We start from the raw sequence: 25,711 nt of genomic DNA on the forward strand, positions 1-25,711 counted from the left end.
AACCACACCATATCGGAGGTCACTGCCTGTTTATGTCTGTTTGACCTAATGAACTGTTGGGTTTTCCCACTCCCCCACCATCCGCACAGTGTCAAACACCTACACAGCGCCCTAACACGGCAAAAAGTGGAGGCGCCGGCCCCGAGAACCCTCGCCGAGAACCCTCGAAACCAGCGCCTCCACCGGGCACAGAACCTTATTTACCTTGACGTTCACGACGCACGCGACGCCAACGATGTACACCCAAAGCACCCGCCGCACCCAGCAGTGCACCCGAACCGTTCATCAGCACATCCACCGGATCGCCGGTACGATCAGGCATGAAACTCTGGATTGTCTCAATGCAGGCGCTGACCAAAAATCCCGAGTACAGCACGTGCGGGCGAGCCTTCGGTTTGAGTAGCAGGGCGAAAAGAAAACCGCCCGGAATGAACATGATGACGTTCGAAAGCTGCTCAATGCTCGAATAGGTGATGAACGCAGGCAGCCACCCCTCGGCGTGGCCGGTATCCAGTAGCTGCGCCAGGCGGCCGCCCATCTCGTTATCGTCCACGTGCACGGGGGCGAACACGATACTCGCCACCACCGCGCAGTACAGCGCCGTGACGGGCCAGAGAATCAGCCGCCACACGCGAGCGCCAGACCATTCTTTACCAGACAAGGCGACCCACCTCGTCGAACTGCTTGGTCGAATCCCACGCGAACAGGCCCGGTACGTCAATCGTGAGCGGTTCGGCGTTCGGCACGGTCACGGTCCATTCTTCACCAGCTGCGGCGGAGAGGGCGCGGCGGATAAAGCTGCCGTGGCTGACAGCAATAATCTTCTGGTCGCCCGAGGCTTCAGAGAGTTCACGCACGATATTGCGCAGGGTACGCACCGCACGAATGTACACGTCACGTTCGGATTCCACATTCGGGTAGTAGCGTTCGGGGGCGCGGCGTTCGGGGGCGGGAATGTCCAGGCCCTCACCGGCACCGTAGGCGCGTTCCACCAGCTCGGGGTAGGTCTTGTGCACCTGCAGGTCGAAGTGCTCACCGACCAGCTGCGCGGTCTCGTGGGCGCGGGAGAGCGGCGAGGACACTAGCATGGTGAATTCCAGGCCCATGTCGGCGAGCTTCTTGCCGGTGGTGCGTGCCTGCTCGCGGCCGGTGTCGTTGAGCGGAATGTCGGTGATGCCCTGCATCAGGTTCGCCTTGTTCCAGTCGGTCTGGCCGTGACGAATCAGGGTGAGGGTCGTGTTCTGGGCGCCCGCCGGAATCTGCTCGGGGCCCAGCTCGGGCTCGAGGTGCTGTACAACCAGGCGGTCGATCGCGTCGTCCAGGTACTGCAGGGGCACCTCGGTCAGGGAGGCGTTCACGGGGATCGGGTAGATACCGTCCTCGTTGAGCAGTTCGGGGTGGCGGTCAGCCAGCAGGGCGGTCATGGTCATCGCGATCAGCATGCCGTGCGCGGCAACCACAACAGTCTGACCCTCATATTCGCGGCGGACGCGGTTCAGCGCCGCGAGGGAGCGGGCGAGGAAGTCCTTCTTCGGTTCCACGTTGAAAGCATTGTTGGACTGGCGGGAGGCGAGAATCAGCTCGCGGGTAGCGATCTGGCCTTCCAGGTCACCAAAGGAACGTTCCTGGAAGCCGTCAATGGCACCGCGGTAGGGTACGCCCAGGCCTTCGGCTACGATTTCGGCGCTTTCTACGGCGCGGGAAAGGGGCGAGGAGACGATAGCGTCCACCCTGGTGCCCTCAGCTGCTGCCTGTTGCAGGGCGCCGATAGCGGTGCGGACCTGCTCTCTGCCGGTGTCGTTGAGGGGGATGTCGGTGCCGCCCTGGAAGCGGTGGTCGATGTTCCAGTCGGTCTGGCCGTGGCGCAGGAAGATGATGCGGGTTCCTGCCTCGGGGTCGGCTACCGGAGTGATGATGGGGGTGTTCTGTGCGTCGGTCATCCTTCTAGTATGGCATTGCCCCCGCGCAGTTCAAGGGGGCAAGAGGCGTATTCTCTCATGAAGCGCATTCATACCGCGGTATGAGCTGCGGGGTGGTTGAGCGCCCGGTCGGGCGAATTTTTTCAGGGTATTCCCATATTTTTCAGCCCCCAGACGGAGGGGTGAGCCGCCAAGAAGCTGAGATGATAGAAGTGTACTTCCGTTAGTTCATACCCAATGAAGGTTGTCATGACGCAGAATCCTCAATCCCAGAACCATCCTCAAACCCAGAACCCGCAGTTCCAGGCTCAGAACCCGTACTCAATGACCCCTCCGCAGGCGGCGCAGCCTGCCGGTCAGTATTCCGCTCAGCAAGGTCATCCCCAGCAGGGTCAGCCCGGCCAGCCCGGCCAGCAGGGCTACTACCAGAGTCAGCCGCAGGGCTACCCGGCTCAGGCACCTCAGCAGATGCAGCAGGCGCCCTTCGCGCGCGGCGCGATTATTTCTGCCCGTAACCTGCACAAGTCGTACGGCAATAACCCGGTGCTGCGTAACGTGAGCCTCGATATTTTCCCCGGCGAGTCCGTGGCGATTATGGGTCCTTCCGGTTCGGGTAAGACCACCCTGTTGCACGCGCTCTCGGGCATTATCAAGCTCGATGCCGGTTCCGTGCTGTTCAATGGCCCCACCGGTCAGGTGGCGGTGGAGTCCCTCAGCGAGCGTGAGCGCACCTCCCTGCGCGCTAACTCGTTTGGTTTCGTGTTCCAGCAGGGTCTGCTGGTGCCCGAGCTGACTGCGGAGGAGAACGTCTCCCTCGCCGCGATGATTGCCGGTGTGCCGCGCCAGCAGGCACGCTCCGTTTCGATTGATTTGCTGAACCGCCTGGGTCTGGGGCAGATGCTGGACCGCCGTATGGGTGAGATGTCCGGTGGTCAGGCGCAGCGTGTGGCGATTGCCCGCTCCCAGGTGAACGGTGCCCCCGTGACTTTCGCGGATGAGCCGACCGGTGCGCTGGATTCGAAGACCGCCCGTGAGGTGATGGCTCTGCTGCTGACCATGATTCCGCAGCAGGGTAAGACTCTGCTGGTGGTTACTCACGACCCGAACGTGGCGGCGGCGTGCTCCCGCGTGGTGTACCTGCAGGACGGTCAGATCGTGAGCGACCAGCGCAATAGCCAGGGCGGTGTTCCCGCTTCCCAGAACCACGCTCAGAGCTTCGGCGCTCAGTCTCAGGCAGGTGCATAATGCAAATCTATGCTCTACTCGCCAAGCGAACCCTATGGAGTTCGCAGGCGATTCTTCCCGTACTGGCTTTTGCCGCCTCCTCGGCACTGTTTTTGACGGTTGCCGGTGGTGTTCAGGCGCTGAGCACGTGGCTTGAGCACGCCAACGTTGACCACGAAATGATCAACCTGATGGGCATTCAGAAGCTCTACATGGGTTTGGCGTGGGTTGCCGCTCTGGTGCTGATTGTTCCGCTCTTTACCCTGGGCGCTTCGGCTGCTCGTTTGAGTGCCCGCCGCCGTGATGAGCGTCTGGCGTCCCTGCGCCTGATTGGTGCCTCCACAACCCTGATTGTGGGTCTGTCCGTTGCGGACGCGCTGGTGTACTCTCTTGTGGGTTTCGTCATCGGTCTGCTGCTTTACCTGGTGCTGATTTTCCCCTTTGGCGCTTTGCACTTCATGAACGTTCCGCTGGGTGCTGAGAATATGCTCCTGCCGGTGAGCGTGATTTTCTACTGCTTCCTGGGCTGTATGGTTCTGGCGGCTCTTAGCTCCCTCTTCGGTCTGGCGAAGGTCAGCATCAGCCCGCTGGGTGTGCGTACCCGCGCGAAGGCTGGTTCCGCCGGCTACATTGCTCTGGGTATCGGTGTTGTTCTGGTCATTGCCGTGATGATTCTGGCTTCGACCTCGAAGGGTTTTAGCATGTTCTCCCCCTTCCAGGACGGCGGTGCCGATAGCGCGATCAAGAACCTAGCGATTTTCATTGCTCTGCCGGGTCTGCTGATGATGGTTGCTATCGACCTGATTGGTACCTTCCTGGTGTGGGCATACGCAAAGATTCGTGTGCGCATGACCCAGAAGGCGTCGGTTCTGCTGGGTTACCGTGCGGTGCTGGAGTCCCCGCGCGGGGCGTGGCGTCAGGTTTCGGGTGTGGCACTGTCGACCTTCTTGGTGACCTTCTTCGGCCCCATCCTGATTCTGGCGGGTGAGATGAACAAAACGGCGAAGGAGGTAGGCCCCGCCGCCGGCCCCTTCATGACCATCATGTCGGACATGTTCCAGGGCATGCTGCTCATGCTGTTCTTCTCGTACCTGCTGGTCACCCTCTCCGCAGTGTTGAACCAGAGCGCCGCCATTTACGAGCGTGGTTCGCTGTACTCTTCGCTGAATATGATGGGTACCCCCACGAGGATGTTGCAGGCTTCGCGCCTTACCGTGGTTTTCGGTCCGCTGGTGCTCATTAGCGTGGTTTCTGCGCTGCTGGGTCTGCCGCTGACGGCGTTGATTGCGGCGCAGGGTCTTTCGGGTGAGATTCTGACGAAGATGTTCGGTATGACCTTCGGCGCTATTGCGCTGGGTCTGGCGCTGGTCTATGTGGGCCTGTTGGCGACCATTCCGTTTATGCGTCAGGTGACTCATAAGCCGGTGTCCGCTCTCTAAACTGTTTTAGCTTCTGCCCTCCCGTTGCATCCGTTCTGGATGCGGCGGGGGGGTTTCTTTATGCCTACTTATGTGCCGCGTGCTTTTGTGCCCTCACCCGGCGTGTGCCCCGCATGTTTTCTCACGCATCGTGCCACCGCTTCCATAGCCTCAAGCCCTGTGAGAGACTGACATTATGTTTGAACACACAGTACCCTCCGATTGGTTTCCCCGCTGCGCAATCTTCGACTGCGACGGCATCCTCCTCGACTCCGAGACCGTCTGGAACGATGTGCAGCGTGAGCTTTTCGCACGCTGGTCTGTTCCCTTCACCGAGGAGGTCGAGCACCGCCTCACCGGCCTGGCGGCAGCCGACGTCGCCGAGGAGCTTGCCCTGCTCTCCTACGAGGCGCAGAACGGCCAGAAGCCGGACACCGCCTCCGCAGAGTACGCCGAGCACCATGAACGTGTGATGAAGGACCTGCTCGCTACCGAGCACGAGGTCATCAGCTCCGGCGTGGACCTGATCGAGGGCGCGCAGGAGTTCCTGAGCTTCCTGAGCGAGCACATGCCCGTTGCGGTGGCGTCGAACTCCACCGCGAACATTCTGACCCTGAAAATGGAAAGCTACGGTTACGCCCCGCTGGTGCGCACCTGGGTCAGCAGCAACGACGTTCCGACCGGTAAGCCCGCCCCGGACATGTACATGGAGGCGGCACGTCGCCTCGGCTTTGAAGGTCACGAGGCGCTGGCGTTCGAGGACTCCCCCGCGGGCGCGCAGGCGGCACGTGACGCCGGTACGAAGGTCATGATTTACGTTCCGGAAGGCACCGACCCGGCAAAGGCACCGGCCGGTTTTGGGCGCTTCGATTCGTTCAATGACCCGCAGCTCTGGGAGGCGGCACGCACCTGGATCGCCAAGCTTGAGGCAGCTCAGCAGTCTGAAGCAACGCAGGGCTAAGCACGTACCGCAGACGCCTCACCGCGCCACCGCCTCACCTGATAGGCAGCATCAAGAAAGACCCCCGGCCCGCTCCTCAAGGAGCAGACCGGGGGTCTTCTATGCTTATCAGCTGCCTCTCTAGCACCCGCTCTTGTAGCCCTTTGACCTCATCAGCACTTTCGCGGAGCGCTACTTTTCCAAAGTCTCACTAAACGGTACCAATACAAAACATCACGAGAACCTGAACATTGGCAGGTTCTCGTGATGCTAGGTGTTTTAGAACTCCAAGGATGCTTATTTCGGCTGTTGCTTATAGAAAACAAAAGCGTACTGGATACTCATAAGTAGAACTACAACCTGAGCCAAAGGGTCAAGCCAATACACTTGTAAAATTACCACAGCCAACATAAAAAATACGGATTTTATGAAGGATGCCGCAGGTTGTACGTAGTTCTTATTTGCACGATATGCAGAGTACCCAACAAATCCACAAAGAATTAAAATACCGGCAACATTATAAAACATTGAATCATGCGAAGATGTAAAATAATAGAAAGAATAACCTGCGAAACATAATTCAGGTACCGGTATGTATCTAGTGTCGACCACTTTAATCACCTATCGCTACAGTTACAGAAATACAACTTGCAATTGACTTACTAACATTTTTCATTGACTGTCCCTCTCTAGCTGTTGATAATATCTCTAGTTTGATGTGAAACAGAACACTTTTATGATATCAATCAGCAAAATGGGAGTCAAAATTATTTTAGTAATGATTCAATAACAATTTGCGCCACTGCACACTATAGTATTTAGCTGCTAAAGCTCCCAGCCCGTTCTCTCTCCTCAGCAAACTTACATCCTAAGTCGTCTTATTGCGCTTCGGATGCTCCTCTGCCTTACACATTTCTAGGTTCTTATCGCAGATACAGCGGTAAACAGTCTTCACTTCCCCTGCTGCTTTCACCCACCTCTCTTCTTCTTTCCTACGTGCGTATGCTTTTCTTCTCTTACGAGCAGGAGATAACTCTGGTCTTGTCCTCACAACTCTCTCACTTCAGTTCTACGGTCTAGGAACTTTTATTTTACGTCCGCTTAAGCGGACTTCGCTAACGCTCAGGCTCTTTTTCTCTCTGGCTTCTCTCCTTCTGTTCCAAGACTCAACCTCACAGCTCAGGCTGAGAGAGGTGAGGGGAGAGAGAAGCGAATGCCCTTGTACTTTCCAAACAAAATACACAAAGGTATTTGAATGAAAAGCACAAGGGGCATCACAACAAACAACACAGGCCAGTCGGTCGGCTCGGTCGGTCGATTGGCGAAGCATAAGAAGCACAAACGGCTCGCTCTTCGCATAGATGGCGGAAGGCTCTAATCTTCCGCGCGGAGGGCATTCGCCCTGTGATCTGGCGGTGTTGTTGATGTGTAGGTCATAGACATGCCGGTTGCGGTGGCGTCGAACTCCACCGCGAACATTCTGACCCTGAAAATGGAAAGCTACGGTTACGCCCCGCTGGTGCGCACCTGGGTCAGCAGCAACGACGTTCCCACCGGTAAGCCCGCCCCGGATATGTACCTGGAGGCGGCGCAGGGCTAAGCTGCACCCGCCGCCCTCGTAGCAGCATCAAGAAAGACCCGGTACGAGGAAAGACCCCCGGCCCGCTCCTCAAGGAGCAGACCGGGGGTCTTCTATGCTGTATCAGCCGTACCTACAGTACCTACAAGGCCTACAAGGGGCACGAGCTTATCGGCGCATAACCTTCTTCGCCAGGAAGTTACCGATGAACTGAACCAGCTGAACCAGGACGATAATAATCGCCACAACAGCCCAGGTGATCTCATCGTTGAAGCGCTGGTAGCCGTCCACAATCGCGATCTTACCCAGACCGCCAGCACCCACGTAACCGGCCATAGCGGACATATCCACCACGCCAATGACGAGGAAGGTGTAACCCAGGATCAGCGGGCCAAGCGCCTCCGGAATCATCACGGTGAACAGGATGGTCAGCTTCGAAGCGCCCATCGCACGCGCCGCCTCAATCACGCCCGGGTCAATGGAGACCATGTTCTGCTCCACGATACGGGCAATAGCGAACGCAGCACCGAAGCTCATCGCGAAGACCGCAGCGTTCACGCCCAGGCGGGTACCCACCACAGCACTAGTCAGCGGGCCCAAAGCCGCAATCAAAATAATGAACGGAATCGGGCGAATCACGTTCACCAGAATGTTCAGGATCGTGTACACGAAGCGGTTCTGGAAGATGTTACCTTCACGGGTGGTGTACAGCAGAGCACCCACAATCAGGCCGACCAGACCGGCGCACAGCATGGTGATAGACACCATGTAGAACGTATCGCCGATAGCCGGGAGCAGCTTCTCGGGCAGGAACTCGGACCAGTCCGTCTTAGACGCAGCCAGCGGAAGAGTAGTAGCAAACATTTAGCGCACCTCCTGCACGCGGGCAACGGTCTTCAGTTCGGCAACGGCGGCATCAATGCTGGTGATTTCGCCAAGGAGTTCCAGGGTGAGGGTACCGTACGCCTTACCCTGCAGGGTCTCAATACCGCCGCCCACAATGTTGAAGCGGACGTTACGGGCGCCCAGGTAGGACAGCACCTTACCGAGCTCCTGGTTACCCTCCACGATTTCAACGTTGATGAGGTAACCCTTGTGGTTTGCGCGCAGCTCAGCCGCTTCCTTGCCGGTGGGGGCGAGCTTGACGGTGGTTGCCACAAACAGCTTTGCCACGTCGGTCTGCGGGTTGGAGAAGACGTCGTAGACGTTGCCCTGCTCGACCACGCGGCCGGACTCCATGACCGCCACACGGTCAGCGATGCTGGAGACCACGTCCATCTCGTGGGTAATGACCACGACGGTCACACCCAGTTCGCGGTTCACACGCTTGAGCAGAGCGAGCACTTCATGAGTGGTTTCCGGGTCCAGCGCGCTGGTGGACTCATCCGCCAGCAGCAGGGCGGGGCTGGTCGCGAGCGCACGGGCAATACCCACACGCTGCTTCTGACCGCCCGAAAGCTGGTTCGGGTAGTGGCCTGCACGGTCGGCAAGACCCACAAACTCGAGCATTTCCAGGGCGCGGGCGCGGCGGTCCTTCTTAGACCAGCCGGCAATCTTCAGGGGGAACTCGACGTTACCGAGCACGGTGCGGGAGTTCATCAGGTTGAACTGCTGGAAGATCATACCGATGTTGGTGCGTGCTTCGCGCAGTTCGGAGTCGCGCTTGCCGGAAATTTCGAAGCCGCCGACGGTCAGGGTGCCGCTGGTGGTGGTTTCCAGGCCGTTAATGAGGCGGACCAGGGTGGACTTACCGGCGCCGGAGTAGCCGATAATTGCAAAGATTTCACCGCGGTTAATGGTGAGGGAGACGTTGTCGACAGCAACTACTGCCTTGGGGCCGTTGCCGAAGACCTTGGAGACTCCGTCCAGAACCACCATGGGCGAGGTGCTGTCGCCGAAGCTCTGTGCCAGTTCACTCATAAATATGTATCCGTAAATGTCGTGGTTGGGGCGCTAAAGGGCCTTAACGCCGTTACGCAAAGGACGGTAAGCCTTCACCCGCATCGGGTTCTTAGACTTACCGCCTTTGCGTATGCCTAGAAGAGGCGTGTATTCAGAAGATTACTTCTTGGCGCGCAGCTTGGCTTCTTCGTTAGCCAGGGACTGACGCAGCTCGTCGGTGCTCACGTTGACCTCAACAGCGGTGCCGCGGGTCTCTTCCTGAACGACGTCCATGACGGCCTTCGAGTGGAAGAGTTCGACGATCTTCTTGTAGGTCTCGTCGTCAGCCTTGTCCTTCTGAGCAACGAAGAGGTTCACATACTTGATGGCCGAGGGGTCGGTCTTGGGGTCGTCCTGAGCCAGTGCGTCTGCGGGCTTCAGGCCTGCATCCTTGAGGAAGTCGTTGTTGACGACTGCGCCGTCAGCGGACTCCATGCCAACCACGGTCTGGGTTGCGTCGACGGGGGTGACCTTCACCTTGGAGTTAGCGGTGTCCACGTCGTCGATGGTGGGTGCGTCAACGTCAGCGTTCTTGAAGGTGACCAGACCGTTGGTCTTCAGCAGCTTCAGTGCGCGTGCCTCGTTCACGGTGTCGTTCGGGATAACGATCTCGCCGCCCTGGGGGATGTCAGCCAACTTGGAGTGCTTCTTGGAGAACAGAGCCATCGGGTAGATGACGGTCGGACCGACAATCTGCAGGTCCTTGTTAGCGCTCACGTTGTAGTTAGACAGGTACGCGATGTGCTGGAAGCGGTTCATGTCGATGTCACCGGCGTCCAGTGCGGGGTTCGGCTCGGTGTAAGCGCTGAACTCCTTGTACTCAATGTCGATACCCTGCTTCTTAGCTTCTTCCTTCAGGGTCTTGTTGAACTTCTCAGAGCCAACCACACCGATGGTGACCTTCTTGGATTCGGAAGAGGAGGAAGAGGAGGAGTTGGTGGAACCGCAGGCTGCCAGGCCAAAGACCATGGGGACAACTGCGAGTGCAGCAGCAAACTTCTTCACGGCTATGAATCTTTCTGTTGAATGATGATGCGTTCCACCGGGTGCTGACGTTGGTACTAGCACGTCCGATGGGAATGATGATGGGACAATTACAGCACGGGCGGGGGCGGGTGTGGAAGTTAAGAGCTATTCATGAGACACAGAACGTCAAGGTCGTCATATTTTGTCATATTTCGTCATGCGGTGATTATTTCCAGGTTATAAAGCGTCATTGACGGTGTCATTGCCGGTGTATTCAGGCGCACACAAAACGCCGGCAAGGGTACAAAAACCCAAGCCAGCGTCCATCTAACCCACTCATTACGAGCAGGCGGCGAATCAACCAGTACTACTGATCGAACTCGCCCGAAGCAATCAGCTGCTCACGCACCTTACGGCGTAGAACCTTACCCAGCATCGAACGGGGCAGATCATCCACCACCACGATGCGGCGCGGAACCTTATAACGAGTCACCTTCGAGTAGCAGTGCTCGCGCAGAGTATGCTCCTGGACCACTCGGCCCGGGGCGGCAACCACAGCGGCAACGACCATCTCGCCACCGGCGGGCAGCGGAATACCGACGACCGCCGCATCCGCGACCATGTCGTGCTGCTTGAGGGCGACCTCAACCTCCGTCGGGGAGACGTTGAAACCGCCGGTAATAATGACTTCCTTAATACGGTCGACAATCTGAATGAAGTAGTCCTCATCCAGGCGCACAATATCGCCGGTACGCAGCCAACCCTCGGGAGTGATGGTCTTCGCCGTCTCGTCCTCACGCTTCCAGTAACCAGCAAAACGCTGAGGGCCCTTCACCCACAGCTCGCCCTCTTCACCATCAGGCACGTCCTCGCCGGTCTCCGGGTCCACCACACGAATATCGGTGGAGGGGAACGGAACACCAATAAAACCGGCGCGACGAGTGTCATTGAGCGGGTTGCAGGACACCAGCGGCGCACACTCGGTCAGGCCGTAGCCTTCCACCATGAAACCGCCGGACGCTTCCTCCCACTCGGCAACCAGCTCAGGCGGCAGGTTCATCGCACCGGAGACCGAGTAACGGATACCCTCCAGGGACACGCCGCGCTTCTTCGCCTCATCCATCAGGCGGCGATACACCGGCGGAACCGCAGGAAGAATGGTCGGGCGGGTCTTCTTCATCGCCTTCAAAATCAGGTCCATGTCCACGGTCGGGAACAGCACCAGGCGGGCACGGCACAGCGACGCAATTGTCACGCCCAGGGTCATACCGTAGGCGTGGAACAGCGGCAGAACCGAGTAAATCACCTCGTCATCGCCCGGGTTAATCCATGCCTCACCCATGCGGCCGTTAGACTCCAGGTTGCGGTGCGTGAGCATCACGCCCTTCGGCAGGCCGGTCGTACCCGAGGTGTACTGTAGCAGCGCAATATCGTGCGCGGTCGGGCGGCGATGCGACGGGTCAATACGCTCGCTCTTCACCAGCTGAGCCCACGGCACCGTACCCGGCGCAGGACCGGTCAGCTTCTCACGCGAAGCACGCGCGCTCTTCAACGGCAGCTTCAGCGCGGTACGCATCAGCGCGGGCATCGCCGAAATCATGTTCACCGAATAAATATGGTTCGGGCGGATATCCGCCGGAAGACCCGTAATATGCGAGGCAATCTTATCCCACACAATCGCGACCTTCGCGCCGTGGTCCTCAAACATGTGGCGCAACTCCGCGCCCGTATACAGCGGGTTATGCTCCACCACAATCGCACCCAGACGCAGAATCGCGTAAAACGCCGCAATATGCTGAGGACAGTTCGGCAAAATCAGCGCCACACGGTCACCCGGCTGCACGCCCGCCACACGCAGACCCTCCGCCGCACGCTCAATCTGATCCCCCAACTCAGCGTAGGTCGTGGTCGCGCCAAAAAACTCCAGCGCCACCTTGTGGGGTACGGTGCGGACCGCCTCATCAATGAGGTGACTCAACGACGTCTCCGGGAGCTCAATATCGCGTGCAGTCCACGTAGCATAGTTCTTCAACCAGGGACGATGCGCCAACGGATGCGCGCCAGCCGACGCGCCAGCGGGGGATGCAGGAGCCGCCGCATCCTGCAGGTTCGTGTTCTTCTGAGCCTCAGTCATGCAATGATTGTGCCTTCCCGCCCCCGCAGGCTTCAACTCTGCAGCGCTTCTTCCCACGCTGAAAATCACACGGTACGCCCGCCCCAGATACCGCAATAAACACCGAAACACTAAGGTAAACCCAAGCAACTCTGGGATACTTAAAGCATGAGTAAACGACAGCAAGAGATCACTGACGAACAGTTCAAGAAGCTCCTCCGCGAAATTTCCAAACGATTCGCTATCGCCGGAGGAGTCGTCATCCTGTTCGGAATGGCCATCATCGCACTTGCTTACCTTCTGGGAGGAGCCCACTAATGCACACCCCGCAGCGCCCCAACGGCGACATCTTCAACCGCATGGTCTCCGGCGCCGCCTACATGCCCGACGCCGAATGCGCCGCACAGTTCAAGCGCATTTACGCCGCCACCATCCTCGCCGAAGAACACTACGCACGCGGCGAGCAGGCACAGGCAATGCACGTCTACCGTGAACACCTCGGCCACCTGGGCGAGCACTCGCACATCCGCCCCGGCGCACGCTTCGACTACGGCGTGAACACCTATATTGGTGACGGCTCCTTCTTCAACTTTGGCTGCGTCTTCCTGGACGTCTGCCCGATCCGCATCGGCTCCACCGTGCTCGTCGGCAACAACGTACAGTTCCTCACCCCCACCCACCCGCTCAACCCGATCGACCGCGCCGCATACTGGGAAGGTGGCGAGCCCATCACCGTTGAAGACAACGTCTGGATCGGTGGCGGCGCCATCATCCTGGGCGGTGTGACCATCGGCAAGAACTCCGTGATTGGCGCGGGCACCGTCGTCACCAAGGACGTCCCGGCTAACTCCCTCGTGGTGAGCAACCCCGGCCGCGTGGTCCGTACCCTGGACGAGAACGAACGCCCGGCATACCCGCACACCTACTCCGCAGAAGCCCTGGAAGAAGCACGCGCCTTCTACGCTGACCGCAACCGCTAAATCAGCACCCAGGACTAGAATCCAAAGGATTTAATGAACGCACAGAACAACACCCCGCAGCAGCATCCGGCCGCCGCGGCGTCCTCCCCCACCGAAAGTGACCTGTGGGAGGCGGCATTCTCCTCCGACGACCCCACCGTGGTTCTGACCGATGAGGAGCTGAACGCGGCACGCCGCGCCCACGAAAAGGCGCGCGAGGCGGCCTCTTCGGCTCAGTCCTCCGCGCAGTCCTCGCAGGATGCGACCCGCCCCCTCACCGAAGCGGCTACCGCAACGCAGCCGCTCCTCTCCGCAAACAGCACCGCTCAAAGTGCAGACTCCGGCGCTGACTTGGGCGAACCCGCTACCGACAACCTCAGCTGGCTCGACAAGCCTGCAGCCCCCAGCACGGACAACGTGCGCGGCGGCGTAGCTAGCGCACCCCCTACCGCACCGACCGCAGCGGCAAGCTACGAGGTGCCCGCACCCGGCAACGCCCATGCGGCACCCAGCGCCCCGCAGGCTGCCCCCGCGGCAGATGACCACTTCGTCATCCCCACCCCCGCAGGTGATGCCGCTGGCTCGGAACCCATCCTCACCGCCGCAACCGCACTGTCCATGCAGAAGAGCCGCTACTCCCGCATGCACCTACTGCCCGGCCTGCTCGGCTGGCTGATCACCATCTCCCTCATGGACGGTGGCCTGTGGGCTATCCAGTCGTGGCTGACCCTGACCGGTCAGAGCGAGTCCATCGAATACGCCTCGGTGGTCTCCCGACTCTTCAGCGGCGCGTCGAACGCCGTGCCGGTCGCGGTGGCGTTGAGTGTGCTCATTTTCTTCGCTTACCTGGTGGGCGGTTACGCGGCGGGACGCATGGCACGATTCGCCGGCGCGAAGCAGGGCATTGCCGTGTGGCTCTGGCAGATTATGGCGCTCATCCTCGGATCCCTGGCGACCTTCCTCATGCCTCAGCTGTTCCAGAATAGTGTTGCGTCCCTGTCGTTGCAGAAGCTGATTGCGGGCGATTTCGCGAACGGCCTGCTCGCGGTTCTGCTGGTTCTGGCGTTGAGCTTCCTCGGCGCTATCCTCGGCGGCCTATTGGGACGCCTGTACCACCGCCGCGTGGACAAGTACCCGAGCGACCAGGTGGCACGCGAGGACGCCTAGTCTTCTAAGCACCCGCGCCTCGTTGCGATAGGGATAAAACGTGCAGAAAACCTCCGGTACCTTACGAAAGGTACCGGAGGTTTTCTGTATCTAAGTATCTGTATCCTAAACGGCCTTAGCTACCCAGCAATACGGCGCTGACTAGCCAAAATGTTCCGCTTAGTGGTCCAGCAGCAGTGCAGGCTCCTCAAGAATCGCAGCCACATCAGCCATGAAACGAGCTGACAGGTCGCCATCCACCACACGGTGATCGAAGGAGCCACCCAGGGTCGTCACCCAGCGAGGAATGACCTCACCATCAACCACCCACGGCTTCTGCTTGATCGTACCGAAGGCAACAATCGCCACCTCACCGGGGTTAATAATCGGGGTACCCGTATCAATACCCAGCGAACCGATGTTCGTAATGGTCAGGGTGCCGTTCGCCATCTCAGCGGGCTGAGTCTTACCCTCACGGGCGCGAGTGGTCAGGTTGTTCAGCGCGATAGCCAGCTCACGCAGGGACAGCTCCTGAGCGTCCTTAATGTTCGGAACCATCAGGCCGCGCGGGGTCGCCGCAGCAATACCCAGGTTCATGAAGTGCTTAATCTGGATTTCGCTATCGGTCCAGGTCGCGTTGACCTGCGGGTTACGCTCAGCAGCCCAAATGACCGCGGCGGCAAGTACCAGCAGCGGGGTGACCTTCACGCCCTCAAAGTGGCGGGACTTCTTCAGGCGCTTCACGAACTCCATGGTGCGGGAGGCATCAACATCCACGAAGATGGACACGTGCGGGGCGCTAAACGCCGAAGCAACCATAGCCTTCGCGGTAGCCTTACGCACGCCACGCACCGGGATGCGCTCAATGCGGTCACCGGGGGTGGCTGCGGGCTGCCAGAACGGCTGGCGGGCGCCGCTATGCTGCACATCGCTCAGGTGCGCCACATAGTTCATGAGGTCCTGCTTGGTCACCTGGCCGCGCGCACCGGTAGCGGTCACGTTCGCCAGGTCAACACCCAGCTCCTTTGCGGCAAGACGCACCGGAGGCGGCGCGAGGGTCGGGCGGTGCGGAACCTGCTCAGGAGCCAAAGTCGGCGCGGGAGCCGCTGCGGGCTCGGGTGCCAGACGCTGCACCACCGAGTTCAGCGGGGTGTTCTCCACAAAGCGGGAGGCGCGCTCAGCCAGCTCGCTCAGCAGGCCCTGGTTGCGGTTCGCCGAGTCGGCGGGGGTGTGCGCCACGGGTGCCTGAACAGCCGGTGCGACCGGTGCCGCAACAGCCTGTGCGGGCTGGGCCGCGGAGGCGGGGCGCTTGCGGGCGCGGCGCTTCACAGCGTCCGCCTTGGGGCCGGAGCCGACCAGTGCGGTGCCGGACTCAGCCTCTGCCGCGGCGGGTGCCGCCGGGGTTGCGGGTGCGTTGTCGCCGCCGGAGATGCTGATGATCGGGGTGCCCACCTCAACGGTTTCGCCTTCGGCAACGAGCAGCGCCTCGACGGTGCCGGCGAAGGGCGAGGGTAGTTCCACGACGCTCTTCGCGGTTTCAATTTCGACGAGGACGTCGTTGATGGCGACCTCGGTGCCGACTGCCACCTTCCAGCTGAGGATTTCTGCTTCGGTCAGGCCTTCGCCCACGTCAGGGAGCGGGAAAATCTGGGACATTTTTACCTCTCACTAGGGCATATGCCCTATACGGAATATTCTGTGCGGGCTTGCAACCCGCCATAGCGCAACACGCTGATACGTCAGATCAGGGAATGCCTAGTAGTCAAAAGCGCGGTCAACCGCCTCAAGAATACGGTCAATATCGGGCACGTACTCTTCCTCAACGCGGGAAATCGGGTACGGCATGTAGTAGCCGCCCACACGAATCACCGGCGCCTGCAGGCTGTAGAAGCAACGCTCCGTAATCGCCGCAGCCAACTCACCGCCCATGCCACCGAAGGTCGGCGCCTCGTGCGCAACAATCAGGCGGCCAGTCTTCGCCACCGAAGCGGCAACGGTCGGCACGTCCAGCGGCGAAATCGAGCGCAGGTCAATGACCTCAATCGAGCGGCCATCCTCCACGGCAGCCTCCGCAGCAGCCAGAGCAACCGGCACCAGCGGACCGTACGCAACGATGGTCGCGTCCGTACCCTCACGCACCACCTGGGCGCTAAACGGATCAAAGGAAGTGTCGCTAAAGTCCACTTCACCCTTGAGCCAGTAGCGGCGCTTCGGCTCAAAAATAATGACCGGGTCGGGGCACTCAATCGCCTTGCGGGTCATCCAGTACGCCTCGTGCGGGGTCGAGGGGGTCACAATACGCAGACCCGCAGTGTGGGCGAACAGCGCCTCCGGGGACTCGGAGTGGTGCTCCACCGAACCAATCACGCCACCGTACGGAATGCGGATAGTCACCGGCACCGTGTACTGCTTATCGGTGCGGTTGTGAATCTTCCCCAGCTGGCTCGTGATCTGGTTGTAGGCGGGGAACACGAAGCCGTCGAACTGAATCTCCGGCACGGGACGGTAGCCACGCAGGGCCATACCGATGGAGGTGCCGATAATGCCGGACTCACCCAGGGGCGCATCCATGACGCGGCGGTTGCCGAAGCGCGCCTGCAGGCCCTCGGTCACACGGTACACGCCGCCGAGCTTGCCGATATCCTCACCGAGCATGACGACGGTGCGGTCGGCTTCCATGGCGTCTTCCAGGCCGCGGGTAATCGCCTTGGCGAGGGTCAAACGTTCAATTTTCTCGCTCATGCTTACTCCTCTTCAAAGCCTGCAACGTAGTTACGATAGAACTCGCGGTCGTCTTCCACCTGCTGGTGTTCCTGCACGTAGACGCGGTCGAAGAAATACTCAAAGTCGGCAACCTCAGAGTTCAGCACTGCCTCACGCACGCCGTTCGCGACCTGCTGCGCAGATTCTGCAACCTCTTCGAAGAAGGCATCATCGGCGTAGCCCTGCTCGCGCAGGTGCTTCTCAAGGCGCAACATGGGGTCGCGGCGCAGGGGACCTTCTAGGTCGGCATCGGTGCGGTACTTGGTGGGGTCATCCGCGGTGGTGTGCGGGCCGAGGCGGTAGGTCTCGGCCTCAATCAGTACGGGGCCTTCACCGGCACGGATCTTCTCCATGGCGTAGCGGGTTGCGGCGAGCACGGCGAGAACGTCGTTGCCGTCCACGCGAATACCCTCGAAGCCGTAGCCTGCGGCGCGGGTGGACACCGGCACGCGGGACTGCACCTCGAAGGGCACGGAGATAGCCCAGCGGTTGTTCTGCACGAAGAAGAGCACCGGCGCGTTGTAGGAGGCAGCAAAAACCATGGACTCGTGCGCGTCACCCTCGGTGGAGGAGCCGTCACCGAAGTAGACCGCCACGGCAGGCTTCTGGGTGTCCTCGGCAGGGTCGGTTGCCTGGCCCTGACCGGTGCGGCGGATGCCGGTTTCAGCCTCGATGTCGGCGTCGAAGTTCAGACCCATGGCGTAGCCGACTGCATGCAGGGTCTGGGCGGCAAGCACCTTGGTGTAGGTGTGGAAGTTGTGTGCCTTCATGTCCCAGCCGTGGGTGGTGGTGCCACGGAAGATGGTAATCAGGTCGCGGAAATCCACACCGCGCGCCAGGGCAACGGCGTGCTCACGATAGGAGGGGAAGATGTAGTCGTTGGGTGCGTAGGCGAGTGCGGAACCGACCTGCGCGGCCTCCTGGCCTCGGCTAGGAACCCACAGGGCGAGCTGACCCTGGCGCTGCAGGGCGGTCGCCTCATCGTCGAAGCGGCGGGTGGTGTACATGAGGCGGTAGGCCTCGCGCAGGATATCACCATCGACGTCTTTGACGTATCGGCTGAAGGTGGGGTGTTCGTGGACGGTGCCGTTCTCATCCATGAGCTGGATGCGCTCGGGCACTCCCGGGTACTTGTCGTTCTCGTGCATCTAACCTCCACACGTGACGAGGGCTTGGCCCTCAGCGGCTTGGGTTTTAGTCTCAACGTTCACCTGATGGTGCAGGGTTTGAGGTGTTCCGGCAGGCCTGTGAGGGTCTGGGCATATATAGTTACCAGTCTACTCTTTCCGGCTTTATCTCGCGGCAGTTACGCTGATAACACAGCGTATTATGCCCTGTCATTCACTATTTGAACATCATTAAATTAAACCTCCTATATATTCTTTTTCGGGAATATATAGGAGGTTTAATTTAACTATTGAGAGCTTTTTGGGGCCATCATTTTTCCCGCGCGAGAACCATTTGAAAAGCCCAAACAAACCTCGACAAGGGAAAATAGTACATTGTTCAATTAGGGCTCAAACAGGGCAGGGTGGGCACTCCCGCCCCTTCACAAGACGCTCTAGAGCCCCTTCGCGAAGACCTCACATAGCGAGAGGAAACGGTCATTCGCCTCCACCTCGCCAATACTCACGCGCACGCCCTCGGTGCCAAACGCACGCACCGACAGCGCATGCTCAGCCATCAACTGCACGAACTCACCCGTGCGCTCCCCCAGGGGCAGCCACACAAAGTTCGCGTAGGTGCTCGGGAAATCGTAGCCCAGCTCGCGCAGTCGAGCGGTCACGCGCTCACGCTCAGCGACCAGGTGGCTCACACGCTCCATCACCGCATCCTCATGCTCGATGGAGGCGATAGCCGCCGCCTCCGCCAGCGCCGTCACGGCGAACGGGGTCGCCGCCACGCGCAGGTGCTGCGTAATCTGCGGGTGCGAAATCGAATAGCCCACGCGCAGACCCGCCAGGCCCTGCGCCTTGGAGAAGGTGCGCAGAATGATGACGTTCTCGTAGTCGCGGTAGATGTCCATGCCGTTCAGCGGGGCTTCTTCACTGTCCGGCACGGTGGAGGCAGCGCAGAACTCGAAGTACGCCTCATCAATGACCACGGGGATGTGGGCGGGCACCTTCGCCAGGAACGCACGAATCTGGCTCTCGGTGACGGCGGGGCCGGTCGGGTTGTTGGGGGTGCAGACCAGGATCAGGCGGGTGCGATTGGTGATGGCTGCCGCCATGGCGTCCAGGTCGTGTGAGCCGTCGGGCAGGTTCGGCACCTGCACGCTGCGAGCGCCCATAATGCCGACGAGGATCGGGTATGCCTCGAAGGAGCGCCAGGCGTAGATGACTTCGTCCTGCACGCCGTCGGCGTTTACGCCGGCGAAGGTTTTGAGGATTTGGTTGAGCGCACCGAGGCTTCCGGCACCGGTGACGATGTCGTCAGCGTCCACGCCGAGCCGTGCGGAGAGCTTGTGGCGCAGGGCGGTGGAGAGCGGGTCGGGGTAGCGGTGCACGGTCACAAATTCTGCGAGGAGGCGCGCCACCTCGGGTACGGGGCCCAGCGGGTTCTCGTTCGAGGAGAGCTTGTACTGGGTGAGGCCTTCAACGGGTGCGGGCGGCTTGCCTGCCGCGTAGCTGGGCAGGGTGTTGAAGACGGGGCGGACCGGGATGTTGGCGTGTTCAGCTGACTGGCTCATGGTTCCAGTATGTGCCTGCGGGCGGCTCGGAGGCTAACGCTTCTCACCTGGAGAGCAGGTCGCAAGCAAACTGTAGCTGTGCAGGCAGCAGATGCTAGCCGCGAGCGCTGTGCGCAAAGAAGCACACACTGTACGCAAAGGCTGTACGAAAAGATGGAGGGGTGCCGCCGGGGTTGTTCCCGGTGGCGCCCCTCCTTTTCTCTTCTCTACTCTACTCGTCCCCTCCACCCTCCACCGAGCCGTTGAGATAGGGCTTTTAGACCATCAGGGGTTCACGCTCCTCGATGGGAGTCAGGTCCTCGGGAGGGCCTGGGGCGCGGAACCCGGGGTCGATGTTCTCGGGCGGAGTTGATGCGAGGAACCCGGGGTCAATGCTCTTGGGCGGGAGCATGGGTGCAGGCTTCAGATTCGGTAGGGCGGGGATGAGCGACTCGCTACTGTCGTAGTCTCCGCCTTGCCCGACTCCGAAGATTGGAGGATTCTTGAGCGCGGAACCAACTGTAGGGAGCTGTAGCTGATCGATGATTGGCTGAGTAACAGCCTTTTCGATGTGCGTATGCAGATCTGCAGGTTTGGGCAGAATGTCCGGCGGGATCAGACTTGCAGGGGGCAGCTGCCCCTCTGCCTCGATTCGAGCGGGCATCTTGATGGGCGCAGGCTCCGGACGACTCAGGTCCGCGGGCATCTTGATGGCGGGCGGAATATTCTGCGGGTTGTATCCCTGCAGGAGGGGCACCTTGGGCATCGGCGGCACGGGGGTTTCGGGCCATGCAGGCTCCGGGGCCTGAGGCTTCTCCTGCGGAGTCGGCTCGGGGCGAGGGAGGGTCTTTTTGACGCCCTCGATGACGGCGGGGACGGTATCTTCGATACCACGCTTTGCCCGCCCCAGACGCTCGCCTGGCTTCTCATCAGCCAGCTCAGCTATACCCAAGGGGCCAGGCACAGTTCCTGATGCAAGGGCTGCCCCGCCGTAGACCTCGGTACGTTTGATAGTTATACCCACTCGTAGAGCGGGAGGCAGACCGTCCGGCAGGCTTGAGGCTGAGGTTACCTTCTGTTCCCCCAGCGCGTACTCTTTACCCTCCATTGCAGCGCGCATGCCGCCAGGCACCTTGCCACTATGCCCTTCACGTTTTAGTGCTTCGTGGTAATTCTCGCCATGATGTTCAGGGTTATTGACGGTGATTACTGTATCGCGTTCATCAGGACTCCATGTTCCCCCGAAAATTTGGGCAAGAGGATTCACCGCTGAGTCAGGAACCCAGTCACCGTCTCCTTCCACGTAGTCCACAGCAAAATCACGGCGTTTAGCCGGCAGGCCTCGTAGCGGAGCACCTTGGGCATAAACACCCACAATATTGATTTCTTGAGCGACTTCAGTACTATTCGCCATGTTGTAGGCAATCATGGCGCCCTGGCTGAAGCCCTCCATGTACACACGAGCACCCTGATGCGCTCCGGCATCACGTAGAGCCTGCAAAACCATCTGATATGCGGGGTTCTCCATAGTATCTTTGCCCAATGCTTCGCGTTCGGCACCAGGGACATCTATGATGGATCCGCCCCAGGAGTTAAAGTTGGTACCTGGAACGCTCACCACATACAGGGCATGGGCTGGGTCGCCTTCGTGCCCTGCTTCGTACATAACGGTAACGAGCACGGCACTACGTTCAGCGGTCGAGGGGTTCTGGCGGGAACGCTCAAATTCCTGATCCTGTGCCTTAGCCGCTGCCATAAGACGCTCCGAGCTGGCGCCTATGGAGAGCTGGCTTTTCTCGCCGCGGTGCGCAGCGATACCGTATTCGTCGGCAGAAGCGGTCCGAATATTATGAGCCTTAGCGCCAAGAAAGGTATCGATTCCAGATTTGGCGATACTGAATAGGCCACCGTCCAGTGCCTTTCGAGCAAGTCCTCGCGGAATGCCAAACATGCTTGCAAGGCGGTCAAATGCTCGCTGACGGGCAATTTCAGGATTCCATTTGGCATCCATGTAGGCGGTGAAGCCGAAAAGAATACCCGCCACGAGAGGCGAATACGGTAGCGTCCGAGATGCCGAGAAGTACCCAAGCTCGGGAATGGTGAGCTTCAAGAGGTAGGTAGCTTCGCCGGGTTCTCCAGCGATGAGGCCGCGGAAGTGACCTCGGGTGCTGCGTCCGTCGGGTAGCTTGCCGTCCTTTGCGATGCCCATGGATTCGAACCAGCCTGCGACGGTGTTTTCAACCTGCAGGTAGGAGCTGTGGGCGGCTCGGACGGTGGCTGCGGTGACGCCGAACTTTGCGGCACTCATACCGAGGTCTGCAGCAAGGACGGCGCAAATAGCGGCAGCCTGCTGGGCACGTCCGTTAATGCCGAGGAAGAGCCGAGTCTCGGTGGCGATGCCAAGAATCGGCATGGTGCGGTCGGCGCAGGTGCGGCTGACGGCGTCGAGGCCGTCGGCAATGGCGGGCATTTCTTCAAGCTCAACGCTGATGGTGCCTGCGGTGGGCCCTGCGGAGTTGCTGAGGTCACCGATGGGCGCAACGGTGGGTCCGGTAATCATGGTGTCTCCTAGGGTGGGGTTAGTGGGTTCGGATGAGCGAGCTCAGCCCGTCGGGCAGGTTCACGTGCATGAGCGAATCGAGCGTTGACTGGGCTTTTTGCACGCCTGAGCGGGCGATGATTTCGCCGGGGTTGAGCTTTTCGAGTGCGTCCGCAGCGCCGTCGGCAATTTTGCCGAGTAGGTTATCTACGGCGGAGGCGGCGGCTTTGATTGCCTGCGCTTTGCCGGTGAGGTCGTTGGCGAGTTCTTCTCCGGCTGCGGCAATCATGGCGGCGGTGCCTTCGGCTTGTTCGGCCTGGTTGCGGATTTTTTCGCGGTGTTCTTCGAGTTGTCGCCGGTAGGCGCGTCCGGCTTCGGATGCCCAGCGGTCGCCGTTGAGTTCGTTGGCGCGTTGGTGTGCGGTGCGGATTTCTTGGGCTTCGGTGCGCATCCTGTGGGAGAGTTCTGCGCCTTTGGCACGGGCGAGGGCGGCGGCGGCCATGAGCTGTTCGGCGAGGGCGTGGCCGGCGGCGGTGCCGATGCCCATGTGTCCTGCTGCGCGGAGGATATCGGTTGGTTCGATGCGGGGCAGCTGGGGTGCGGGAGGCGGTGCGGTGTCGACGATTGTGTTCATGGGGCGTCCTTTCGGTGGTTGGACTGGTTGTTTGTGCGCCTGTTTCTGTCCTGTGTTTGGGTTTGTTTTAGGCTAAATCTGCCGCGGTGACCGTGCAGGCGGAGTACGCCAACCTGTGGATAACTCAGGCTTGTTTCGAAGAATTCGCACGTTTTTGCCCCTCAAAACCCAAAAAATGCCCCCTCCGCACCCCCTCGTTTTGTCATATTTCTGCAACTAACCCAGCCACCCATCACGTCCATATGCTCTGCCCGCCTCTTTTTTTCGGCGAATTCATGCAAAAATAGAGTTATGTCTCACACCAATAACACCTTCTTGCCTTCTGGCCGTATTGACCTGGGCACCGGCGAACTTGCGCTGGGCCCCCTCGACGGACGCTACGCATCCGTGACCGCCCCCCTGACCAACTACCTTTCTGAGGCGGCGCTGAACCGCGACCGCATCCACGTTGAGGTTGAGTGGTTCATCTACCTGTGCGAGCATTCGATTCTTCCGGGCCTGTCCCCGCTCACCGGTGAGCAGAAGAACGGTCTGCGCGCCATCGTGACCGATTTCAACGCTGATTCTGTGGCGGAGCTGGCTGAGATTGAGGCAGTCACCGTTCACGATGTGAAGGCGGTCGAGTACTACATTGGCCGCCGCCTGGAGGGCCTGGGCCTGGGTCACCTGGTGCCGCTGGTTCACTTCGGCTGCACTTCTGAGGACATTAACAACCTCGCCTACGCGTTGGGCATCAAGGATGCTGTTGAGAACGTGTGGGTTCCGGCTGCTGAGAACCTGATTGAGGTTCTGCTGAAGCTGGCTGAGGAAGGCCGCGACGTGCCGATGCTGTGCCGCACTCACGGTCAGCCTGCAACTCCCTCCACCCTGGGTAAGGAGCTGGGCGTGCTCGCGTACCGCCTGAAGCGCCAGGTGAAGCACGTTGCTGCTGCTGAGTTCTTGGGCAAGATTAATGGTGCAACCGGCACCTACGCTGCTCACTATGCGTCGGTTCCTGACGCTGATTGGCAGGCTGTTTCTCGTGGTTTTGTGGAGCACCTGGGCCTGACCTGGAACCCGCTGACCACCCAGATTGAGTCGCACGACTGGCAGGCCGAGCTGTACTCGGATATCGCGCACTTCAACCGTGTGCTGCACAACCTCTGCACCGATGTGTGGAGCTACATTTCGATTGGTTTCTTCCGTCAGATTCCGGTGGCTGGTGCGACCGGTTCGTCGACTATGCCGCACAAGGTGAACCCGATTCGCTTTGAGAATGCGGAGGCTAACCTGGAGCTGTCCAACGCTCTGCTGGATTCGCTGGGTTCGACCCTGGTGACTTCTCGTTGGCAGCGTGACCTGACTGACTCGTCGGCGCAGCGCAATATCGGTGTGGCGTTTGGTCACTCGGTGCTGGCTATCTCCAATGTGGTGAAGGGTCTGCAGCGTCTGGATATTGCGACCGACGTTATTTCTGCTGATCTGGATTCCAACTGGGAGGTTCTGGCTGAGGCGATTCAGATGGTGATGCGCGCTGAGGCTATTGCAGGTGTTCCCGGCATGGAGAACCCGTATGAGCGCCTGAAGGAGCTGACTCGCGGTCACCGCGTGGATGCTGCTCGTCTGAAGGAGTTTGTGGCTACTCTGGGCCTCTCCCCCGAGGCTGAGGCACGTCTGTCGGCTCTGACTCCGCACACCTATAACGGTATTGCGGCTCAGCTGCTGGATCACGCGAAGAACGCTTAGTCCGTAGCGCCCACTACCGGTTTATACGCTAAAGACCCCGGGTCCCTGTGTTCAGGGATCCGGGGTCTTTAGCGTGTTGGGTCTTTGCTTTGTTCTGTTAGCCAGCGGGTTTAGCGGCCGAGCATGCGGTGGTGACCGGTTTCGGTGTCGTTGCCCTTGTCGCGGGTGAAGACCTTGCCTACAGCCTTACCTGCGTCCTTGACGCCCTTGAGCAGGGAGCCAGCCACGCCGGAGGAGCCGTCCGAACCTTCGCCGCCCTGTACGCGCGGTGCACGCGGGGTAATCATGAGCTCTGCGGGGAAGTAGGCGGGCGCGTCGCCGAAGGCTCGGCGGGTGTTGCGCACGACGTCCTTGCCGAGGGTCAGGTTCGCGCCACCGCCAACGACTGCGCCCACGCCGAAGGGCAGGGCACGGCCGAGCAGTGCACCGGTCTGGCGGGTGAGGAATCGGCGGATGAACATGTTTCGGATGGTACGTTCGACGCTGAACATCTTGCCGCTGGAGGAGTTGCCGAGCAGCATGCCCCACTTGTTGGAGACACCGCCTGCCTTGCCGGTCTGCAGCAGCACGGTGTTCATGAGCTGGGAGCCTTCTTCGCCGAGCATGATTGCCATGACCATGGAGCGGGCGGTTTCGGGGTCGTGTACGTGCACGCCGTGCAGTTCTGCGACTGCCTGGGCGTAGAGTGCGGTGCGTTCGAGGTAGCCGCCGACTGCGAGCGCGGACAGGCTCATGGAGGTGACGGTGCCGACGCCGGGCACGAATGCGGATGCGCCGGTGACGCCGCCGATGGCGGTGATGTCACGCAGGTAGGTGCGGTCGAGGCGCTTGTGGATTTGTTCGGGGGTTTCGTCGGGGTGTGCTTCACGCAGTTTTTTGACGATGGACAGCGCGAGCGGTCGTTGCATGCGCAGTACGTTGTCGAGGGTGGTGGTCAGTGCGGGACGGGGGTTGCCGTCTTCATCGAATAGAGACTTCTTCGGGTCAAGCATGCTCTCAGTAAATCACGGCTTGGTGAATTTTTCCTGAATATGGGGCCTGTGGTGGGGTTTGGGGGGTGAAATTTCACCGAGGGCGTGGAGGTTTTTGATCGCTTGTTAGGGTGTTTTGGTCTTTATTTGCGCCCAATTTTAAAGCGCGTAAAATTGTCGTAGATTACACACTATTCATTGTTTGC

At 60.0% G+C, this 25,711-nt stretch carries 20 protein-coding genes and 1 pseudogene; 8 read left to right on the plus strand and 13 right to left on the minus strand.

Annotated elements, in window-relative coordinates:
• Nucleotides 1-196: 196 nt before the first annotated feature.
• Together HMPREF2919_RS01255 and HMPREF2919_RS01260 are read right to left on the minus strand one after the other, a co-directional pair.
• Nucleotides 197-661: a VanZ family protein gene (locus HMPREF2919_RS01255; protein ID WP_070604178.1), complete on the minus strand. Its 465-nt coding sequence runs from the start codon at nt 659-661 to the stop codon at nt 197-199.
• Nucleotides 651-1,940, minus strand: a complete 1,290-nt coding sequence (locus HMPREF2919_RS01260; RefSeq protein WP_070604179.1) for a 2-carboxy-D-arabinitol-1-phosphatase — start codon at nt 1,938-1,940, stop codon at nt 651-653. The genes HMPREF2919_RS01255 and HMPREF2919_RS01260 overlap by 11 nt, the downstream gene beginning before the upstream one ends.
• A gap of 228 nt (nt 1,941-2,168) precedes the next feature.
• Between HMPREF2919_RS01260 and HMPREF2919_RS01265 the strand changes: the two genes are divergently transcribed.
• From HMPREF2919_RS01265 to HMPREF2919_RS09090, 4 genes and pseudogenes are all read left to right on the plus strand, one after another.
• The gene (locus tag HMPREF2919_RS01265; RefSeq protein ID WP_083303606.1) at nt 2,169-3,164 is read left to right on the plus strand and encodes an ABC transporter ATP-binding protein; all 996 of its coding nucleotides are present in this window, start codon (nt 2,169-2,171) and stop codon (nt 3,162-3,164) included.
• Nucleotides 3,164-4,582: an FtsX-like permease family protein gene (locus tag HMPREF2919_RS01270; protein WP_049353213.1), complete on the plus strand. Its 1,419-nt coding sequence runs from the start codon at nt 3,164-3,166 to the stop codon at nt 4,580-4,582. The genes HMPREF2919_RS01265 and HMPREF2919_RS01270 overlap by 1 nt, the downstream gene beginning before the upstream one ends.
• Before the next feature lie 175 nt (nt 4,583-4,757).
• On the plus strand, nt 4,758-5,522 hold the full coding sequence (locus tag HMPREF2919_RS01275) for an HAD family hydrolase (protein ID WP_049353212.1): 765 nt from the start codon (nt 4,758-4,760) through the stop codon (nt 5,520-5,522).
• Between the two features lie 1,420 nt (nt 5,523-6,942).
• A pseudogene (locus tag HMPREF2919_RS09090) lies at nt 6,943-7,095 on the plus strand (HAD family phosphatase); the annotation flags it as partial.
• 153 nt (nt 7,096-7,248) lie between these two features.
• On the opposite strand, the gene HMPREF2919_RS01280 reads toward HMPREF2919_RS09090, so the two are convergent.
• The 4 genes from HMPREF2919_RS01280 to HMPREF2919_RS01295 all read right to left on the minus strand — a co-directional run bounded on the left by HMPREF2919_RS01280 (nt 7,249) and on the right by HMPREF2919_RS01295 (nt 12,121).
• Nucleotides 7,249-7,944, minus strand: a complete 696-nt coding sequence (locus tag HMPREF2919_RS01280; protein WP_012902834.1) for a methionine ABC transporter permease — start codon at nt 7,942-7,944, stop codon at nt 7,249-7,251.
• Nucleotides 7,945-9,000 carry a methionine ABC transporter ATP-binding protein gene (locus HMPREF2919_RS01285; RefSeq protein WP_049353211.1) on the minus strand — a complete coding sequence of 352 codons (1,056 nt, stop codon included), beginning with the start codon at nt 8,998-9,000 and terminating at the stop codon, nt 7,945-7,947.
• Nucleotides 9,001-9,141: 141 nt separating this feature from the next.
• On the minus strand, nt 9,142-10,026 hold the full coding sequence (locus tag HMPREF2919_RS01290) for a MetQ/NlpA family ABC transporter substrate-binding protein (RefSeq protein WP_049346134.1): 885 nt from the start codon (nt 10,024-10,026) through the stop codon (nt 9,142-9,144).
• A gap of 328 nt (nt 10,027-10,354) precedes the next feature.
• Nucleotides 10,355-12,121: a long-chain-fatty-acid--CoA ligase gene (locus HMPREF2919_RS01295; RefSeq protein ID WP_049353210.1), complete on the minus strand. Its 1,767-nt coding sequence runs from the start codon at nt 12,119-12,121 to the stop codon at nt 10,355-10,357.
• Nucleotides 12,122-12,268: 147 nt separating this feature from the next.
• Between HMPREF2919_RS01295 and HMPREF2919_RS09165 the strand changes: the two genes are divergently transcribed.
• Genes HMPREF2919_RS09165 through HMPREF2919_RS01305 form a run of 3 tightly spaced genes read left to right on the plus strand, consistent with a single transcriptional unit; the run spans nt 12,269 to nt 14,226 of the window.
• Complete coding sequence (locus HMPREF2919_RS09165) at nt 12,269-12,418, plus strand: hypothetical protein (RefSeq protein ID WP_168165476.1); 150 nt, start codon at nt 12,269-12,271, stop codon at nt 12,416-12,418.
• The gene (locus HMPREF2919_RS01300; protein WP_049353209.1) at nt 12,418-13,080 is read left to right on the plus strand and encodes a sugar O-acetyltransferase; all 663 of its coding nucleotides are present in this window, start codon (nt 12,418-12,420) and stop codon (nt 13,078-13,080) included. Before HMPREF2919_RS09165 ends, HMPREF2919_RS01300 begins: the two co-directional genes overlap by 1 nt.
• A gap of 33 nt (nt 13,081-13,113) precedes the next feature.
• Nucleotides 13,114-14,226, plus strand: coding sequence for a hypothetical protein (locus HMPREF2919_RS01305; RefSeq protein WP_049346138.1), 1,113 nt, complete (start codon nt 13,114-13,116; stop codon nt 14,224-14,226).
• Between the two features lie 159 nt (nt 14,227-14,385).
• On the opposite strand, the gene HMPREF2919_RS01310 is transcribed toward HMPREF2919_RS01305, so the two are convergent.
• From HMPREF2919_RS01310 to HMPREF2919_RS01335, 6 genes are all read right to left on the minus strand, one after another.
• On the minus strand, nt 14,386-15,861 hold the full coding sequence (locus tag HMPREF2919_RS01310; protein ID WP_012902826.1) for a dihydrolipoamide acetyltransferase family protein: 1,476 nt from the start codon (nt 15,859-15,861) through the stop codon (nt 14,386-14,388).
• Nucleotides 15,862-15,960: 99 nt separating this feature from the next.
• A complete protein-coding gene (locus tag HMPREF2919_RS01315; RefSeq protein ID WP_049346141.1) occupies nt 15,961-16,947 on the minus strand; it encodes an alpha-ketoacid dehydrogenase subunit beta in 987 nt (328 codons plus the stop codon).
• Nucleotides 16,948-16,949: 2 nt separating this feature from the next.
• Nucleotides 16,950-18,116, minus strand: a complete 1,167-nt coding sequence (locus tag HMPREF2919_RS01320; protein WP_049349929.1) for a thiamine pyrophosphate-dependent enzyme — start codon at nt 18,114-18,116, stop codon at nt 16,950-16,952.
• 413 nt (nt 18,117-18,529) lie between these two features.
• The gene (locus HMPREF2919_RS01325) at nt 18,530-19,657 is read right to left on the minus strand and encodes a histidinol-phosphate transaminase (protein ID WP_049349928.1); all 1,128 of its coding nucleotides are present in this window, start codon (nt 19,655-19,657) and stop codon (nt 18,530-18,532) included.
• Nucleotides 19,658-19,913: 256 nt separating this feature from the next.
• Nucleotides 19,914-22,196, minus strand: a complete 2,283-nt coding sequence (locus tag HMPREF2919_RS01330) for an extensin (protein ID WP_070665875.1) — start codon at nt 22,194-22,196, stop codon at nt 19,914-19,916.
• 19 nt (nt 22,197-22,215) lie between these two features.
• Nucleotides 22,216-22,809 (minus strand): hypothetical protein, encoded by a 594-nt coding sequence (locus HMPREF2919_RS01335; RefSeq protein WP_049349926.1) that lies wholly within the window; start codon nt 22,807-22,809, stop codon nt 22,216-22,218.
• A 291-nt stretch (nt 22,810-23,100) separates the two neighbouring features.
• Here HMPREF2919_RS01335 and purB point away from each other — a divergent pair, with 291 nt between their 5' ends.
• Entirely contained in the window at nt 23,101-24,534 is a 1,434-nt protein-coding gene (gene purB, locus HMPREF2919_RS01340; RefSeq protein ID WP_049357353.1) for an adenylosuccinate lyase, read from the plus strand.
• A 110-nt stretch (nt 24,535-24,644) separates the two neighbouring features.
• Here purB and HMPREF2919_RS01345 read toward each other — a convergent pair whose 3' ends face one another.
• Nucleotides 24,645-25,526 (minus strand): hypothetical protein, encoded by an 882-nt coding sequence (locus HMPREF2919_RS01345; RefSeq protein ID WP_049346152.1) that lies wholly within the window; start codon nt 25,524-25,526, stop codon nt 24,645-24,647.
• Nucleotides 25,527-25,711: the final 185 nt, after the last annotated feature.

The organism is Rothia sp. HMSC068E02 (genome assembly GCF_001813565.1).
Taxonomy (GTDB): domain Bacteria; phylum Actinomycetota; class Actinomycetes; order Actinomycetales; family Micrococcaceae; genus Rothia.